We start from the raw sequence: 17,341 nt of genomic DNA, 5'->3' as shown, positions 1-17,341 counted from the left end.
CATGATTGAAACAAGAGAAAATAACACTCTCTCTTCCTTACAGCCGAACTCGGCTGTAAGGGTTGAAATCATTGTCACAGGTATCGTTCAAGGGGTCGGCTTCCGCCCCTTCGTCTATCGCTATGCTAAGGATGAAGAACTCTGTGGTTTCGTGCTCAACAATGGCCAGGGAGTCACCATTGAAGTTCAGGGGAAATGGCGCAATATTGAAAGTTTTATCGCGCGTTTTGATACCTCTCCTCCCCCGCTCGCTCGTATCGATACGCTCAGCTCAAAGCCGATTGCCATTGTCGATGATTGCCAGGATTTCATCATAGTGGCCAGTGATGGTAACACGAGTGCTGTTGTGGCAGTCTCGCCCGATAAGAGTTGCTGCAGCGCCTGTCTGGAGGAGATCAATGCCCCGGATAACCGCCATTACCGTTATCCGTTTACTAACTGCACCAACTGCGGCCCAAGATATACTCTGATTAAGGCCTTGCCCTACGACAGAAAACACACCTCAATGGCAAGCTTTGCCATGTGTTCACGTTGTGAAGCTTCCTATCTCGATCCAATGGACAGGCGTTACCATGCTCAGCCCGTCAGCTGCCCGCAGTGCGGGCCACAACTGTCTCTGCTCTCGAGCGATGGAGATATCGTCTCGCATGCAGATATGGCACTGACCGAAACGGTTCAACGGCTATTACAAGGCGAAATAGTTGCAATTAAAGGGCTTGGTGGATTCCATTTAGTCTGTGACGCGACCAATCATGATGCGGTTCAGCGGTTGAGAGAGCGAAAGAGACGACCGGGTAAACCATTAGCAGTCATGGTGAGTAGTCTTGAGATGGCAAAATCCATCGTGACAGGTTCACAATTTGAGTGGGATCAGCTCACCTCGATTGAAAGACCTATCACCATCATGACCAAAAACCGCTCAAACACGGTCAATTTAAGCCCGGCAATCGCGCCAGGAATCGATAAGTTAGGGGTGTTTTTACCCTACACGCCTCTGCATTCCCTGCTTCTCAAAGAGTTAGATATTCCTATCGTAGCCACCAGTGCTAATCGCAGCGGTGAACCGATAATTTGTGATGGGAAAGAGATCATCGCTCAGCTTTCTGAGGTGGTAGATTCAATTCTGGATCATAACCGTCCCATCATCAACGCCTGTGATGACAGTGTCATTCAATGTATCGGCGATGAGGTTCAGGTGTTGCGTCTGGCCCGTGGCTTCGCGCCATTGAGCATACGCAATCCCACAGGCAGTGCGTCGCATCAGCTCGCTGTAGGTGCACAGCAAAAGAATTCTATCGCCTTTGGATTCGCCGACAAAATGGTATTAAGTCCCCATATCGGCGATCTGTTTAGCTTAGAAGCCGAAAGCTATTTTGAACATACATTGGCCACCTTTAAACGCCTGTATCAATTTAGCCCTAAAACCGTTATCCGGGATAAACATCCTGACTACGCCCCCTCTAAATGGGCGCAGCGCTTTATCGAACTGAACGAGGGAGTTAAACAGTTAGAAATACAGCATCATCATGCCCATATACTCAGTGTCATGGCCGTCAATCAGGTTAAGGATAAGGTACTCGGTTTTAGCTTCGATGGAACCGGTCTTGGTGACGACCAGTCCTTATGGGGTGGCGAGGCGCTTATCGCCGATGTGAATGGCTTCGAACGAGTCTGCCACATTAAACCTTTTATGCTAATAGGTGGAGAACAGGCAATTAAGGATCCGAAACGTTTGCTGCTGGCAATCCTGTTTCAGCAGTACTCCTTAGAGGAACTTGGTGCTCTTTCACTGCCCATTTTGACTAAAACCGACCCAAGACTCATAGAGAATCTGCATAAAATTTGGCAGAGCAAGAGTCGCTGCATCGAAACCTCTTCTATCGGTCGTATTTTCGATGCGGTCGCCGTACTACTGGGCTTGATAGAGAAAAACCAATTTGAGGGCCAGGCCGGTATGTTACTCGAAGCGGCGGCCAATCGATTCGACGATCACATAGCAACCGAGGAGTTTTGTTACTCACTACCTGTTATCGATGGCATGTGGCACCTCGATACCCTGTTTAAGCAGTTAGTCTCCAGCGTAACCCAAGAGACATTAACTGAACAGAGAGTCTGTGCTATTGCACGTGGATTTATGAATAGCCTGGGCGATGCCGTCGCCAAACTTGCAAAACAACACTCACCCCTGCCGGTGGTGTTATCTGGCGGTGTCTTTCAAAACCGGTATCTCTCTGAGCTATGTATCACAAAGCTAAACGAGCAAGGTAGTAAGCGTTTAATGCCCCATCATGTTCCGATTAACGATGGTGGTATTGCACTAGGCCAGCTCTGGTATGGCTTGCATCACAAATAACGACCAAAACAACAAGAATCAATAACTGACCTGATGGGAATCAAAGAAATTTTCACATTTTCAGACATTATTTAACATCAGGACTAAAAATGGAGTACAACAATGTGTAAAGATTGCGGCTGTTCACTGACTCGTCCCTCCCATGGCGAGCATTCCCATGACCATGAACATCACACTCACGGCGATCTACATAGTAATCCCCAACTGAATGATAAGAAAACCTTAGCGGTTATCCATAAAATACTCGATAAAAATGATATTGAAGCCGCCCATAACAGAGAACATTTTGAAGCTAATGGCGTCACGGCCTTCAACTTAATGAGTAGCCCGGGTAGCGGTAAGACAACTTTGCTTGAAAATCTCCATGAATACACAGATCTCAAATATGCTGTTATCGAAGGCGATCTCGAAACATCGCGCGATGCTGACAGATTAAAAGCCAAAGGGATCGACGCTTATCAGATCCAAACCGGCTCGGCTTGTCACCTCGATGCCTTTATGGTCCATGGTGCCCTGCATCATGTTGAACTCAACGATCTCGATATCTGCTTCGTGGAAAACGTCGGTAACCTCGTCTGCCCGGCCTCGTATGATGTGGGTACCCACCTCAATGTCGTCCTGGTATCGGTACCTGAAGGCGATGATAAAGTTGAGAAGTATCCGGTTATGTTCCGACGCGCCGATCTTATCTTGATCACAAAGTGCGACCTACTCCCCTATTTTGATTTCAGTGTCGAGGAAGCCCGCGCACAGGTTAAGAAGCTCAATCCTGAAGTTGAGGTCATTGAGGTCTCTATTAAGGATGGCGACTCGATGACTCAAGTTGCTAACTGGCTAAAAACTCACCGTAAAGGAGCGTAACCATGTGTTTATCTATTCCTTCTCAGGTCGTTGAGCTTCACGAAGAGGAGCAAAGCGTCACAGTTGAAACCATGGGCGTAAAGAGAAAAGTCAGCGCACACCTGATGCCTGAGCCCCTGGAAATTGGTGACTATGTCTTGATCCACATCGGATTCGTCATGAATAAAATCGATAAAGCCGATGCCTTAGAGAGCATCGAGCTTTATAACGAAATAGTCGAAAAAATGGCCGCGGCGGAGTAGTTGAATGTTAGCACTGAAATCACTTTACCAAGGGTTCAGAGACCCTAAAACCATTGCTAAACTGGCGGAGATGATCGCCATAGAAGCGGCAAAATGTTCAGAACCCATTAACATCATGGAAGTGTGCGGTGGACATACTCACACCATCATGAAATATGGTTTGAATCAGCTCTTGCCTGAGAACATTAAGTTCATCCATGGGCCCGGATGCCCGGTTTGTATCATGCCTAAAGAGCGTATCGACCATGCCGCGACACTTGCCAGTCTACCTAATGTCATTCTCGTCACATTAGGCGACATGATCAGGGTGCCGGGTTCGAAAGGCAGCCTCGCCGAGTTCAGGTCGAAAGGGTGCGACATTCGTCCGATCTACGATCCACTCGATACTCTGGCTATCGCCATCGATAACCCGGATAAAACCGTTATCTTCTTTGCTATCGGCTTTGAAACATCTACCCCTATGACAGCGGTTCTTCTCGAGCAGGCAGAAAAGAGAAATATCGATAACCTGCTGTTTCATATCAACCATGTGTTAGTGCCACCGGCAATGGATGCGGTCATGGCGGATCCCAAGGCGACGGTTAACGCCTTTATCGGTCCGGCTCACGTCAGCGTGATAAGTGGCGCTAAGGTCTATCGTCCTGCCGTTGATAATTACCATATGCCTGTTGTGGTATCGGGTTTTGAACCTGTCGACGTTATGGAGTCCATCTTAAGAATTACCAAGCAGAAGGCGCAAGGTGTGGCCGAGCTCGATGTGCAATATAGCCGAGCCGTGACCGAAGAGGGAAACCTTGCCGCACAGGAGAAGAACGAGCACTTCTTCGAAATAAGAGAAGATTTCCGCTGGCGTGGACTCGGCCCGATCCCAAATTCCGCCCTGAAACTCAGCTCACAATATGCCCACCGGGATGCTGAACTCATCTACGCCGACAGGTTGCCGGTAAAAGAGATCGACGACCATAAAGCCTGTCAGTGCGGTGATATCCTGCGCGGACTCGCTAACCCGAAAGATTGTAAAGTCTTCGGGCGAGGTTGCAGTCCTGAATCACCACTGGGCAGTTGTATGGTCAGCTCTGAAGGTGCCTGTAACGCTTACTACCGCTACAACGGAGTTTAACCATGTCGAATAAAATGAAGAGCAAAACCGTTCAGCTTAGCCATGGTGGCGGTGGTAAAGAGATGAACGCACTGATCCAGGATATTTTCTTCAGTGAGTTTCATAATCCGATCCTGAACAGCGAAGAGGATGCGGCACTACTGAACCTGTCCGGTGAGACGGCATTTACCACAGACTCGTTTACCGTCGCCCCTATTTTCTTCGCCGGCGGCGATATCGGCAAACTGGCTATCGCCGGCACGGTTAACGATCTGGCGATGATGGGTGCAGAGCCTCAATACCTGAGCTGTAGTTTCATCATCGAAGAGGGTTTCGAGGTTTCTAAGCTCAAAACTATCGCTGCGAGTATGAGTCAGGAGTTAGCCAAGAGTGGCACACGCATCGTCTGTGGCGATACCAAGGTGGTGCCGAAAGGTTGCGCCGATGGTCTGTTTATCAATACTTCCGGCGTGGGACGAGTGTTGCACAAGGGGATCTCGGTCAAGAACATTCAGCAAGGTGATGCCATCTTAGTCTCACGAGACATAGGACGTCATGGCGCCGCAATCTTGATGGCCAGAGAGGCACTTTCTCTCGAGTCGGAGCTTACCAGTGATTGTGCCAATTTATGGCCGGTTATCGAGCAGCTCATCGCCGCAAATATTGACATTCATGCCATGCGTGATGCAACGCGAGGCGGATTAGCCGCAGTTCTCAATGAGTGGGCAGTGGCCTCGAATGTCGGTATTAAGGTTGAAGAGTCAGCCATCCCTATCTGTGATGAAGTGAAAGGTTTGTGCGAACTCTATGGTTTTGAGGCACATGATTTAGCCAACGAAGGTACGTTTATCATCGCACTCCCTCAGGAGATCGCGGCAGGGGCGTTAGAGATAATGCAACGCTACGGTCACTGCGAGAATGCCGCCATCATAGGCACGGTGACCGATGAGCACCTTGGCAAAGTCGTTATCAAAACGCCATGGGGAAGTAATCGCTACCTGGATCTCCCTCACGGTGAGTTGCTACCGAGGATCTGCTAATCATGCATGAGTACTCTATAGTCAGCGCCCTGATAGAGCAGTGTGAACAACATGCCATCGAAAACCGGGCTAATAGCATTGCGCGAGTGGTCATAAAAATTGGTGTGATGAGTGGTGTCGAACCCGAGCTGCTTAAGACGGCGTTTGAGACGTTTAAACTCGATGGCATTTGCAAGAATGCCGAGCTCGAGATGCAGATCCAGCCGCTGGTGATCCATTGCAGTGATTGCGACACCCAGACTCAACTGGAAGAGAGAAATCTCATCTGTCCGCAATGCAAGAGTTTCAATACCCGGCTTACCGATGGTGAAGAGATGTTGTTGATGCAACTCGAACTCGAGACAGAATAGCGTTATTAAAAAATAGCAACAAATTGAAGAATTAAAGATTAAAACCTTTTGAAACTAAACCTACAACAAACAAAATGGAGTTACCTATGAAGACAGTATTATCTATGATCGCACTACTCGCTATGCCAACAATGGCATGGGCACATTCAGGACATGAAGGTGTAGGCATGTTCCACCACATGTTTGATATATTGCCGTTAGTAGCCGTTGTGATCATTGCTGCTGGTGCATTTGTCTGGAAAAAAAATCAATAACAACTAACGCCTCAGGCGAAAGTTTGTGTGTGATGAACAATGGGCTCTGAATTTCGAGACAAAAACTCAAAAGTATATTTGAAGTCCTTGTTCAAAAATGAAAAAGAGGAGGAGCCCCTCCTCTTTTATCACATAACTTCTCCCATCTTCCTTCTAGAAACAGAGTGTATATCTGTCGGCTAAGCCCGTTAAGGAGTCGAAATGAAGAGCATAGAGCTACTTTCTGAGATCACCTGTCCCGTATGCGGGCATCGTAAAACCGAAGAGATGCCGACCAATGCTTGCCAATGGTATTACGAATGTACGTCATGTAAAACGCTGCTAAGGCCGCTTAAAGGTCACTGCTGCGTATTTTGCTCGTATGGTACGGTGAAATGCCCTCCTGTGCAGGAAGGGAAACCGTGCTGCGGTTGATGGTTAAAAACGCGTAAATGCGGAAAGAGAAATACAGATACAATTACCGACCCATATTTCTCTTCTAAAGTCCTTATCTTTATCTCTTATACGACTAATAACCGGTTTGATTACCTACCTGAGCACGTAGCAGCTTGAATTTATGGAAACCTTTATCGCGCAGGCGCTGCAGGTCAAAATCAATCATGCCTTTACTTGTCCGAGCCTTTATCGGCTGTGAGCACTTAAACTCATCCCCGGTAAACTTATTCATCTTTGAGAAAGATTTATAGCAGATCCTGGCGGGACAGGTATAGGCGCATCCGGCATTGGCAAACAACCTAATCCGGCTCTTATCTTCGATACTGTCTAACAGGGCATCGTCATCGTTTGCAACCATAGGCAAGACGACCGTCGTGTAGATAGATAACGCATCTTCAATCTGGCTGGAGGTGGTGATATTTTTAATCACACTGGCTTCGATATCATAATCAGGAAAGTCGTTTCGGATCCATTGAGCCAGGTCATCATTGGTGCAGATAATGGAGTTAAGCGGGTTATGGTACTTCTGCAAGATGCGACTGTTTTGCTGAAATTCATCGCGGGTAGCAAAGTGATTTGTCATCGGGATCCTGACCCCAATCCCCCACTCATTGAGTTGTAATACATCGCTATTGGATAGTTGTCGTTGTTGAAAGGCCCGGCCACCATACAGGGTCGAACGCTCGACAAAACCAAAAATACTCTCAACCTGACTCAGGGGAAGTGAAGCGAAGTTTGTCTTAAGAAAGTTGCCGATTGGCTCCAGTCGGTTCTTACCTCTTGCCGAGACCGTAAAAGTAGAAAGTGGTGTAACGAGTTCTTGTTCAGTGGAATTTTTCATGACAACTTCTGTTTTAATTATAATTTGTCATCCACTATAAGAGAGAACGGTCACTTTGTCTTTATTAACATTAATAATAACATTTCAGATACATTAAAGGCCTACTACCTAAGCGACATACAGGCAAGTCACCCCAATTAAACTACGGGATTTATCAATATAAAATCAAATGATTACCTATAACTTGTCATGTACACAAAAGCCACCACAAACGGTAAAACGAAGTGAACAGCAGTTATCACCCCGAAAGATGTTAATCTGCTGTATATTAAATGGACTAATTAACTAACCAGAACCACCTTATCACTCTCGGCGCTTTGCTGAGCATTAATCGTTAAACCTCTTCCGGCAAACAAACCGAACACGGCGCAGAGTCCGCAACCGGATGCACATAGTACAAGAGGTGTCACCCAGCTGTTTGTCGCACTGTAGATAGAACCCACCAAGGCTGGCCCCATTGCCGCCAACAGATAACCGACACTCTGAGACATACCCGATAGCGCCGCAGCCTGATGTGGACTATCCGTGCGTAAACTGATAAAAGACAAGCCAAGAATTAAGCCCGCACCTGCACCGAATCCGAATATAAGAGTCCACAGCATCGCGAGTTCTGGGAAATAGAGTAAGCCCAGAATACCTAGCATGGAAGCAACTGATACACCGAATGCTAATCCGCGTTGATCTTTCATTCTTGCCAATAGAGGAATAAGCAATAACCCGGGTATCGCGGTAGATAGCTGCAGCAATCCATGCATTGCCCCCGCCTGTGAAGCCGAGTAACCGGCATCGATAAGAATAGTCGGTAGCCAACCGATTATGATGTAGGAGATAAATGAATTTAAACCGAGAAAAAAGGTCACCTGCCACGCCAATGGCGAACGCCAAACTTTTCCACCATGGGGAAGGCCCCGGGTATCTTCGGTCGGTTGTGTGTCATTTCTCATCTGTGGTAGCCAAACTGCCATCGAAAGCAGTGGGATCACGATGAAACTTCCCATCGAAAGAGCCCAACCGTTACCATCAAATTCTGCCAGGGGGACGGCAACGGCAGAGCTGATGGCGGAGCCTATTCCCATAGTTAACGCATAAACCGCTGTGAATGTTGCAATACGAGCAGGGAAATTACGCTTTAACAAACTGGGTAACAACACATTTCCAATAGCGATCCCACAGCCGATAATCACAGTCCCCAGATAGAGTGCCGAGACACTCCCCGATGAACGGATCAGGATCCCCAAGGCAATGACGCTTAACGCCCCCATAATCGAAGGCTCTAAACCATACTCTTTGGCCAGGTATGAGGCTATGGGTGACACTATCGCGAAAGCCAATAGCGGCAAGGTTGTCAGTAAACCCGCTTGCATTGTTGATAATTGGAGACTCTCGGAGATCATGGATAAAAGAGGGGCTACGCCCGTGATAGGCGCACGCAAATTTGCCGCAAACAGTAATATTCCGGCAACCAATAATCCGGTTTGAGTACTTCTTTTCATTGTTGAACCTGATGAATTAAACAGGTGGGTACTATAAATATTTCAGCGCCCGCTGAATTTAGATATAATGCCATTTAATAGCTAAAACCAGCCAAGATGATGAGTAATGAAAAAAAATACCGCTGACTTTGATCCGGACCGGTCTCTTCTCGATGTTGTAGGTCTCAGGCAAGATGCCATTAAGCCCGCCGATGAACTGCCCGTTCATACCCATCAAAAAGGTCAACTGATCCTCGCCCTGCATGGCTACATAACCTGTGAAATATCCGATGCAATATGGATAGCACCTCCCCAGAGTGCGGTCTGGATCCCGGCCGGGTTCCCTCACAGCAACAAGGTATCCGGTGATGCCTCCCTGTGTCTGCTTTTTATCGCCCCTCATGTGGCTCATTTACCTTCACGAAGCTGCACCTTGTCAATCTCTCCTCTGTTAAGAGAGCTCATTAAACACTTCTCTCAACTACCTCAGAGTTATGAAGCTGGTGGTCCCACCGACTTGTTAGTCAAGGTTCTGCTACACGAACTGACTCAGATGCCTACGAATCAACTGGAATTTCCGATATCGCAAAATAGTAAATTAAGAAAAATAGCTGAATCATTGATGGCGTCGCCAAATGACAGGAGTACGGTGGCGCAGTGGGGCTCGCGCTATGCCATGAGTGAACGAACTCTTACCAGGTTAATCAAAAAAGAGACGGGAATATCATTCGGAAGGTGGAGAACACAATTACATATTATTATTGCCATACAGCGACTATCGAGTCATCGCAGCGTTCAACAGGTCTCGGAAGAACTTGGTTATGAGTCTGTCAGTGCATTCATCACCATGTTCAAGAAAAAATTGGGCGAGTCACCCAAACGTTATGTGAATCAAAGGGAGTAAGTTGTCTATTTATACTCCCCTTATCGCTTATCCGTAAACTGACAAGTTTCAAAGGGGAAATATTTCATTTCACCAATATTATTCAGCGTTCACTATCTTCAAGACCTGCTCAAGAAAACCGGCGTAATCGACTTCACTCTGATTTACACAGGGTTATTAATGTCGACAAAGTGATGTTCTAGATTAAACTCTCTCGCTAAATGCTCACCCAGGGCCTGTATCCCATAACGCTCGGTCGCATGGTGCCCGGCGGCGAAATAGTGGACACCTAATTCCATGGCACTGTGGAAGGTTCGCTCCGATACTTCACCACTGATAAAGGCATCGACACCGAGATCGGCGGCGATATCGATATAATCCTGAGCGCCACCACTGCACCAGGCGATGGATTTGATTTCATCATTGCTCTGGCCAATATGCTGCGCTTCTCTGTTTAATACATGGTTTAATCGAGCGGAGAAAGCCTCGACAGACATAGGCGTATCAAGCCGCCCCTGCCAAATAAGTCCCTGAGCAACGTCCTCTACCGGCTCTGCATCCGAGATATCGAGTCTACGGCCGAGCTCTGCGTTATTGCCTAACATAGGGTGACCGTCCAGTGGCAGATGGTAACCGAACAGATTGATATCATGGGCTAGTAGTGCCTTGACCCTACGCTGCTTCATTCCCGTGATGACTTCAGGCTCCCCTTTCCAGAAGAAACCATGATGTACGAGAATCGCATCGGCATTTAACGCTATGGCTCGGTCGATCAATGCCTGGCAAGCCGTTACCCCTGTGACTATAGTGGCAATCTTTGAACGTCCTTCCACTTGTAATCCATTGGGGGCATAGTCTTTATAGTTGGAAATCTGAAGAAACTCTGAAAGATATCGGCTTAGCTCTGTACGTGTCATTGAAACGCCCTTGATTATTCTTTTGTGGAAGTGTAACCGATCAATAATACCAATTACATTGAATAACTGCTCATTCAGCGGGAATTCAAAGCCCTGTAGGCAAGGCGAGTACTTGATGCTAATAGTTATTCTCGGCAACAGGCTCCTGCGTTGCTCTACCTTCTGCATCCATGCAGTCGTATATCGAAAGTGCTTAACGCTGCATAAAGGGCTTTGAAACCCGCACTAAGTGAACGCCTCAGGACTTCCACTTCTACTTTGCATTGACTTAAAAGGGAATAACCATTTCCTCATCAATGCGCCTTGAATTGAAAGCCCTGAGGGGCTCTGAATTGAGCATATACTTAATGTAATTGGTATATAATGACACAGCCCTCATGCCCACCTGATTATTAACTAAACTAAGTGGTAACTAAATCGCCTGATTGTTACCGGGTTAGCTATGATTTTAGTCGCATTATGCTCATAAAATCGATTAAAACGTCAGATTTTCAGTGAAAATTGGACTTTATACCAGTTTCACCTATAAAATTGGCTCAAACCTTCAGGTAAACATTAAAATAAATAGGTTATAACTATGTCAAAACTGACCAAAGAAGAGGTTATCAGCGCGTTAGAGTCTGCCTTAGCCGACAAGCAAGGTAGTGCTGTAACAATCGAGCAAAAGGGAAGCTGGTACAAAATCGATGGCGGTAAGTCACTACGTTTCAGTGAACTCGAGAGCATGCTAGCCGAAATGAACGGCGAAACTTCACCTCAGGCAGCAACTGAAGCTAAAGCGAAACCTGTGGCTAAAACCACAAAGCCTAAAGCGGTAGCCAAAAAGGCTCCGGCAACGAAGAAAGCCAAGTCTGATAATGCTGGCGGTGGTAAAACACCGAAAGAGTTATGGCGTGAGAAACTTGCAGGAAAAGGACAGCTACCTCGCGGTTTCTAGTCCCGATTCTACTCGCTATAAATAAAAAGGAGCCAATGGCTCCTTTTTATTTATTCGGGTTTTGTACAATATCAATCCGCATAGCTAAAACCCATTACATGGCACGATCGACTCTTACGCCACCTTGAAGATAAACCACCCGGACTTCATCCCCTGCATTGAAAACCATTCCCGGGTCTAAGTCCTGAATAATCATCACTTGCTCGCCATCATCTTGCTTTATCATTAATTCAACCAATTTTAATTCCTGGACATAACTCGAGTCACCATGACGGTTGCCAATCCCGGCACCAATCAGTGCACCGAGTACGGTCGCAACATCCTTGCCGCTTCCACCACCGAATTGATGACCGACGACACCACCAATAAGGGCACCACCGAAGGTTTTCCAGCCTTGATTTCTATCCTCTACCAGCTGTTTCTGAGTGATATTCCTGACAGAAACAATACTACCGTAGACCACTTTCTCAACGGGTACAGCCTGGTTACGATCATAATCGGCATGCGCCGGCAAAAATATGCTAAAAAACAAGCAAACGTAGAATAAGCGACTAATACTAGGTTTCAACATAATCAGTTTTCCGCTAACTTATAAGAAGGTCTCATAAAGATAATATTACTCAATTGTGAACTCACTGTCCTATTTAAATCATGAGCTCGAAAGGTTTCCTTCACCGGAATATGCACTAACCGATCCTAATGGTCTGCTCGCTATCGGTGGAGACTTACATCCGACTCGACTGTTAAATGCCTATTACGAAGGTATTTTCCCCTGGTTTAATGCCGACGACCCTATTCTTTGGTGGTCTCCCGATCCACGGGCAGTGTTCGTTCCCGGCACGATGAAGGCCAGCCGAAGCTTGATCAAGTCGCTTAAGAAACAAACCTGGACCTTTACCATAAACCGCGCCTTTAAAGAGGTGATGATCGGTTGTGCTGCACCCAGGGCTGCGCAGGATGGCACATGGATCACCCAAGACATTCAACACGCCTACCTTGAGCTACACAAACAGGGGCTGGCACACTCTGTTGAGGTCTGGGATGAAGAGACACTGATTGGGGGATTATACGGACTGGCTATAGGGCAAGTTTTCTGTGGCGAGTCGATGTTTCATACACAGACAAATGCTTCTAAAGCTGCCATGCTGGTATTACATCAGTATCTTTTAAAACAAGGGTTCAAACTAATAGACGCTCAGGTGGTGAATCCGCATCTTGAATCACTAGGCGCTACCGCATTAAAGAGAAAAGATTTTATTAATCTACTTAAACGTTTTCGTGACGGTAAGGTCGCCTCGAACTCCTGGGTAGTAAAAGAGGTATTTCTTGAGCTTTAAATCACAGCCTATATCGGTCGGAATAACGAAAACCTTTCCCTGCAGCTATATCGAAACAGAGTTAGAACAGTTATTGGTCCTTCAGGAGGACAATATCGGGTTGGCACTATTCGAGCAACTCTTAGCGCTAGGTTTCAGGCGTAGCGGCGGTACCATCTATAAGCCCCAATGTCCACATTGTAACGCCTGTCTGCCAATTAGGATCCCCTCCTTTTTATTCACGGCTTCAAGAAGGCAAAAAAGAACCCTGAAGAATAACCAGGATCTCATTTGGAAAATTGTCGAAAAGCAAGCCGAGCACCATTATGAACTTTACGAGACTTACATCAATGTAAGACACAAAGATGGTCCTATGTACCCCGCTTCGAGGGAACAGTATAATCATTTTATCGATTCAGGCTGGCTCGATCCCATATTTATTGAACTGTGGAATAACGATAGACTCATCGGCGTTGCCGTTACCGATATACTGCCAAACAGTTTATCGGCCATCTACAGCTTTTTTGCTCCCGATGAACATAAACGCTCCTTGGGTTCACTACTGATTTTGATCCAATGCCGCCTGGCAAAACTCATGCACAAAGAGTTCATCTACCTTGGATATCAGATCGATGAATCCAGAAAGATGAACTATAAACGAGACTATATGCCATATCAGATTTTAACTTCATCCGGTTGGCAGCAAACTCCTGAAGAATAAAACCAATTAGCCAATCTTTACCCTTCGCCTCCCCTTGGCTATTTATCACGCTTAGGCTAACCTTTTCTTTACAGGAGCGGCAAATTGCGGCATGATACGCCCGTTTTTAATATTTGAAGGCTAACAGGATAACTGATTAATGGCGAAAGAAGACAACATTGAGATGCAAGGCACGATCCTTGAAACCTTGCCGAACACAATGTTTCGTGTAGAGCTAGAGAACGGTCACGTTGTGATTGCACACATCTCAGGCAAAATGCGCAAAAACTACATTAGAATTTTGACCGGTGATAAGGTCACAGTTCAGCTGACCCCTTACGATTTGAGCAAAGGTCGCATCGTCTTCCGTTCACGCTAAGTTAGCAATAACAGATTTTTAAAAACCGGCAAAGCCGGTTTTTTTATTTCAATCGTATTAAAAAAGGCTGCAGTTGCAGCCTTTTTTTTATTCCAATAAACACGGCAACATCAGCCGTTCACTTTCTCTGGACTCTTGATAGAGATAACGATTTCATCTTTATTGATATCGACATGGGCAACACCACCCTTCTCAAGGTCGCCGAACAGGATCTCATCGGCTAACGGCCGCTTAATCAATTCGGTAACGACTCTTGCCATAGGCCTTGCTCCCATCGACTTGTCATAACCTTTCTCTGCAAGTAAGGTTCTGGCTTCATCGGTGACATCTAAAGTCACGCCTTTATCATCGAGTTGAGCTTGAAGTTCGACGAGGAACTTATCTACAACCTTAGCAATCACCATCATATCGAGGTGGTTGAACCAGATGATCTCGTCCAAGCGGTTTCTGAATTCCGGTGAAAAGACTTTATTGATCTCAGACAGTGCATCCAGACTGTGATCTTGTTGCTTAAAGCCTATCGACTTTCTCACCGTCTCCTGAACACCCGCATTGGTCGTCATCACCAGCGTCACATGCCTGAAATCGGCCTTACGACCATTGTTGTCCGTTAAGGTACCGTGATCCATCACCTGCAACAGCAAGTTATAGACATCAGGGTGCGCCTTTTCGATCTCATCGAGCAATACCACACAGTGAGGCGTTTTAATCACAGCGTCGGTTAACAGCCCACCTTGATCGTAACCAACATACCCCGGAGGCGCACCGATAAGACGTGAGACCGTATGACTTTCCATATACTCAGACATATCGAATCGCACTAAGTTAAGACCAAGACATTTAGCCAATTGGCTCGTCACCTCGGTTTTCCCCACCCCCGTTGGTCCGGCAAACAAAAAGCTGCCCACAGGCTTCTGCTCTCCGCCTAAACCACTTCTGGACAAGCGAATCGCTGAACTGAGGCTCTCAATCGCATTATCCTGACCAAAAACCACCATCTTAAGGTTACGGTCAAGATTACGCAGAAGATCTTTGTCAGTTGCCGATACAGACTTCTCAGGAATACGCGCCATCTTGGCAATGATAGATTCAATCTCTCCCTGCCCAATCGTTTTCTTACGACGACTCGCGGGTTGCATCGCCATTCGAGCGCCCGCTTCATCGATAACATCGATTGCTTTATCCGGGAGATGACGGTCGTTAATATGTTTATCGGACAGCTTTGCCGCAACGCTTAATGCGGCCATCGTATATCTGACCCCATGATGCTCTTCATACTTAGATTTGAGCCCCTGAAGGATCTTGGTGGTTTCAGCCACTGAAGGTTCATTAATATCCACCTTCTGGAAACGTCTGGCTAATGCCCTATCCTTCTCAAAAATACTCTGGTATTCCTGATAAGTGGTCGACCCCATGCATCTCAGCTTGCCGCCGGACAACAAAGGTTTTAGCAGATTAGATGCATCCATCACTCCACCCGACGCCGCACCGGCACCTATGATGGTATGAATTTCATCGATAAACAAAATCGCATGCTCATCCTGTTCGAGTTCTTTAAGCAGACTCTTAAACCGTTTTTCAAAATCACCGCGATATTTAGTCCCGGCTAACAGGGCACCTAAGTCTAATGAGTAGACGGTTGCCCTGCTCATGATTTCAGGGACTTCCTCTTTTACAATTCGGTACGCCAACCCCTCAGCAATGGCGGTCTTGCCCACCCCCGCTTCCCCCACTAACAGGGGATTATTCTTTCTTCTGCGACAGAGAATTTGAATGGAGCGCTCTATCTCTTCACTTCGACCGATTAAGGGATCGATACTTCCTTTAAGCGCACGTTCGTTGAGATTGTCGGCAAACTGAGACAATTTGCTCTTCTCTTCCTCTGTCTCTGTTTGATCTTCGATCTGCTCCTGATGCAAACCGCTATCTATCTCATTTTTAGAGACACCATGAGAGATAAAATTGACCACATCGAGACGGGTCACTTCGCCATTACGCAGGAGGTAGACAGCTTGAGATTCCTGCTCACTGAAGATGGCAACGAGAACATTGGCACCGGTAACCTCATTGCGACCAGATGATTGAACGTGAAAAACGGCCCTTTGCAGTACTCGCTGAAAACCTAGTGTAGGCTGAGTCTCTCTATCGTCTTCGGGATCGGCGATAATAGGCGTCGTTTGTTGAATAAAACCTGACACATCTTCTCTTAACTTATCAAGATTTGCCCCGCAAGCCACCAAAGCTTCCTGTGCTGCAGGGTTATCAATCAATGCTAAGAGTAAGTGTTCAACCGTCATATACTCATGACGGGCATCTCTGGCCTGCTGAAACGCCAGATTCAAGGTGACTTCAAGATCTTTATTTAGCATAAGCACCCCCTAAATTTACAACGTAATTTACCCAATTCAGGCTTTCTCTAAAGAACACAGTAACGGATGTTGGTTTTGTCTTGCAAACTGATTTACCTGAGCAACCTTAGTTTCTGCAATACCAAAGGGAAATACTCCACAGATCCCTTTCCCCTGATTATGAATAGCCAACATGATGTCCGTGGCATCCTGTTCATTCTTTTTGAAAAAGAGTTGTAAAACCTCAATCACAAAATCCATCGGAGTGTAGTCATCATTGTTTAATATCACCTTATACATCGGTGGTGGCATTAATTCCGATTCAACACGCTCTTCTACATGTTCGATATTTACTGCTTTACCCATGTTTCAATATTAGCCTCTAGTATTGGCTTGTACCAATCAATGACAATTTAATTCCCATTGATAACTCAACATCTCATATATCTCGCACCAATTGATACAACTTTTTTATCGGTTTGTTGATTAATTGTTAATTTATTCTTGACATACAATCATACTGCTTTCATTCTGTTCAACAGGCGGTGAATTTTTCCCGCCTGTTAAGTTTTACTATCTTACTGGGAAGTAGACAACAGAAGGAAGTGGAAGTATGGCAAACGGAACTGTTAAATGGTTCAACAACGCCAAAGGATTCGGGTTTATTTGCCCTGAAGCTGGTGGTGAAGACGTTTTTGCACACTATTCTACCATCGAAATGGAAGGCTATCGAACTCTAAAAGCAGGCCAACCAGTCCAATTCGAAGTGGAAGCGGGTCCAAAAGGTATGCACGCGTCAGCAATTTCGCCAACAAATTAGTGGTGCGATGTAAGACAAAAAAGGCAGGGAATGTAATATTCCCTGCCTTTTTATTTTCTCAACATTCCTAAATTATCACAACGAAGCGGCGGAC

20 protein-coding genes are annotated in these 17,341 nt (G+C 46.3%); 14 read left to right on the top strand and 6 right to left on the bottom strand.

All coding sequences use genetic code 11. From position 1 onward, the window contains the following. Window position 1 precedes the first annotated feature (1 nt). The 8 genes from hypF (at window position 2) to SSED_RS24965 (ending at window position 6,613) form a co-directional block, all read left to right on the top strand. On the top strand, window positions 2-2,353 hold the full coding sequence (gene hypF / locus SSED_RS09890) for a carbamoyltransferase HypF (protein WP_012142249.1): 2,352 nt from the start codon (window positions 2-4) through the stop codon (window positions 2,351-2,353). Between the two features lie 102 nt (window positions 2,354-2,455). Beyond that, the gene (gene hypB / locus SSED_RS09885; protein WP_012142248.1) at window positions 2,456-3,214 is read left to right on the top strand and encodes a hydrogenase nickel incorporation protein HypB; all 759 of its coding nucleotides are present in this window, start codon (window positions 2,456-2,458) and stop codon (window positions 3,212-3,214) included. A 2-nt stretch (window positions 3,215-3,216) separates the two neighbouring features. Further along, window positions 3,217-3,456 carry a HypC/HybG/HupF family hydrogenase formation chaperone gene (locus SSED_RS09880; RefSeq protein WP_012142247.1) on the top strand — a complete coding sequence of 80 codons (240 nt, stop codon included), beginning with the start codon at window positions 3,217-3,219 and terminating at the stop codon, window positions 3,454-3,456. Window positions 3,457-3,460: 4 nt separating this feature from the next. Beyond that, on the top strand, window positions 3,461-4,576 hold the full coding sequence (gene hypD / locus SSED_RS09875) for a hydrogenase formation protein HypD (RefSeq protein ID WP_012142246.1): 1,116 nt from the start codon (window positions 3,461-3,463) through the stop codon (window positions 4,574-4,576). 2 nt (window positions 4,577-4,578) lie between these two features. Further along, window positions 4,579-5,595 carry a hydrogenase expression/formation protein HypE gene (gene hypE, locus SSED_RS09870; protein ID WP_012142245.1) on the top strand — a complete coding sequence of 339 codons (1,017 nt, stop codon included), beginning with the start codon at window positions 4,579-4,581 and terminating at the stop codon, window positions 5,593-5,595. A 2-nt stretch (window positions 5,596-5,597) separates the two neighbouring features. Further along, complete coding sequence (gene hypA, locus SSED_RS09865) at window positions 5,598-5,945, top strand: hydrogenase/urease nickel incorporation protein HypA (protein ID WP_012142244.1); 348 nt, start codon at window positions 5,598-5,600, stop codon at window positions 5,943-5,945. 86 nt (window positions 5,946-6,031) lie between these two features. Next, entirely contained in the window at window positions 6,032-6,199 is a 168-nt protein-coding gene (locus SSED_RS24590; RefSeq protein ID WP_012142243.1) for a hypothetical protein, read from the top strand. A gap of 201 nt (window positions 6,200-6,400) precedes the next feature. Further along, window positions 6,401-6,613 carry a GDCCVxC domain-containing (seleno)protein gene (locus SSED_RS24965; protein WP_012142242.1) on the top strand — a complete coding sequence of 71 codons (213 nt, stop codon included), beginning with the start codon at window positions 6,401-6,403 and terminating at the stop codon, window positions 6,611-6,613. 94 nt (window positions 6,614-6,707) lie between these two features. Here SSED_RS24965 and SSED_RS09860 read toward each other — a convergent pair whose 3' ends face one another. Together SSED_RS09860 and SSED_RS09855 are read right to left on the bottom strand one after the other, a co-directional pair. After that, window positions 6,708-7,475, bottom strand: a complete 768-nt coding sequence (locus SSED_RS09860) for a hypothetical protein (protein ID WP_012142241.1) — start codon at window positions 7,473-7,475, stop codon at window positions 6,708-6,710. A 281-nt stretch (window positions 7,476-7,756) separates the two neighbouring features. Then, a complete protein-coding gene (locus SSED_RS09855) occupies window positions 7,757-8,968 on the bottom strand; it encodes a CynX/NimT family MFS transporter (protein WP_012142240.1) in 1,212 nt (403 codons plus the stop codon). Window positions 8,969-9,074: 106 nt separating this feature from the next. Here SSED_RS09855 and SSED_RS09850 point away from each other — a divergent pair, with 106 nt between their 5' ends. Further along, the gene (locus tag SSED_RS09850; protein ID WP_012142239.1) at window positions 9,075-9,851 is read left to right on the top strand and encodes an AraC family transcriptional regulator; all 777 of its coding nucleotides are present in this window, start codon (window positions 9,075-9,077) and stop codon (window positions 9,849-9,851) included. Between the two features lie 143 nt (window positions 9,852-9,994). Here the strand turns inward: SSED_RS09850 and SSED_RS09845 are convergent, their stop codons facing one another. Beyond that, complete coding sequence (locus tag SSED_RS09845) at window positions 9,995-10,747, bottom strand: Nif3-like dinuclear metal center hexameric protein (protein ID WP_012142238.1); 753 nt, start codon at window positions 10,745-10,747, stop codon at window positions 9,995-9,997. 577 nt (window positions 10,748-11,324) lie between these two features. Here SSED_RS09845 and SSED_RS09840 point away from each other — a divergent pair. Then, on the top strand, window positions 11,325-11,684 hold the full coding sequence (locus SSED_RS09840; RefSeq protein WP_012142237.1) for a hypothetical protein: 360 nt from the start codon (window positions 11,325-11,327) through the stop codon (window positions 11,682-11,684). A 94-nt stretch (window positions 11,685-11,778) separates the two neighbouring features. Here SSED_RS09840 and SSED_RS09835 read toward each other — a convergent pair whose 3' ends face one another. Continuing rightward, entirely contained in the window at window positions 11,779-12,255 is a 477-nt protein-coding gene (locus tag SSED_RS09835; RefSeq protein WP_012142236.1) for an outer membrane lipoprotein, read from the bottom strand. A gap of 55 nt (window positions 12,256-12,310) precedes the next feature. On the opposite strand from SSED_RS09835, the gene aat reads away from it, so the two are divergent. The 3 genes from aat (at window position 12,311) to infA (ending at window position 14,079) form a co-directional block, all read left to right on the top strand. Continuing rightward, complete coding sequence (aat, locus tag SSED_RS09830; protein WP_012142235.1) at window positions 12,311-13,021, top strand: leucyl/phenylalanyl-tRNA--protein transferase; 711 nt, start codon at window positions 12,311-12,313, stop codon at window positions 13,019-13,021. Next, window positions 13,011-13,721 carry an arginyltransferase gene (locus SSED_RS09825; RefSeq protein WP_012142234.1) on the top strand — a complete coding sequence of 237 codons (711 nt, stop codon included), beginning with the start codon at window positions 13,011-13,013 and terminating at the stop codon, window positions 13,719-13,721. Before aat ends, SSED_RS09825 begins: the two co-directional genes overlap by 11 nt. A gap of 139 nt (window positions 13,722-13,860) precedes the next feature. Next, window positions 13,861-14,079 (top strand): translation initiation factor IF-1, encoded by a 219-nt coding sequence (gene infA, locus SSED_RS09820; protein ID WP_011865366.1) that lies wholly within the window; start codon window positions 13,861-13,863, stop codon window positions 14,077-14,079. A gap of 110 nt (window positions 14,080-14,189) precedes the next feature. Here infA and clpA read toward each other — a convergent pair whose 3' ends face one another. Both clpA and clpS read right to left on the bottom strand, forming a co-directional pair. Further along, entirely contained in the window at window positions 14,190-16,448 is a 2,259-nt protein-coding gene (gene clpA, locus SSED_RS09815) for an ATP-dependent Clp protease ATP-binding subunit ClpA (protein WP_012142233.1), read from the bottom strand. Window positions 16,449-16,484: 36 nt separating this feature from the next. After that, the gene (clpS, locus tag SSED_RS09810; RefSeq protein ID WP_012142232.1) at window positions 16,485-16,793 is read right to left on the bottom strand and encodes an ATP-dependent Clp protease adapter ClpS; all 309 of its coding nucleotides are present in this window, start codon (window positions 16,791-16,793) and stop codon (window positions 16,485-16,487) included. 247 nt (window positions 16,794-17,040) lie between these two features. On the opposite strand from clpS, the gene cspD reads away from it, so the two are divergent. Then, on the top strand, window positions 17,041-17,247 hold the full coding sequence (cspD, locus tag SSED_RS09805) for a cold shock domain-containing protein CspD (RefSeq protein ID WP_012142231.1): 207 nt from the start codon (window positions 17,041-17,043) through the stop codon (window positions 17,245-17,247). The last annotated feature ends 94 nt before the right edge of the window (window positions 17,248-17,341 follow it).

Source organism: Shewanella sediminis HAW-EB3, assembly GCF_000018025.1.
In the GTDB taxonomy this organism is placed as follows: Bacteria; Pseudomonadota; Gammaproteobacteria; order Enterobacterales; family Shewanellaceae; genus Shewanella; species Shewanella sediminis.
This window is presented reverse-complemented; position numbering and strand designations above follow the sequence as displayed.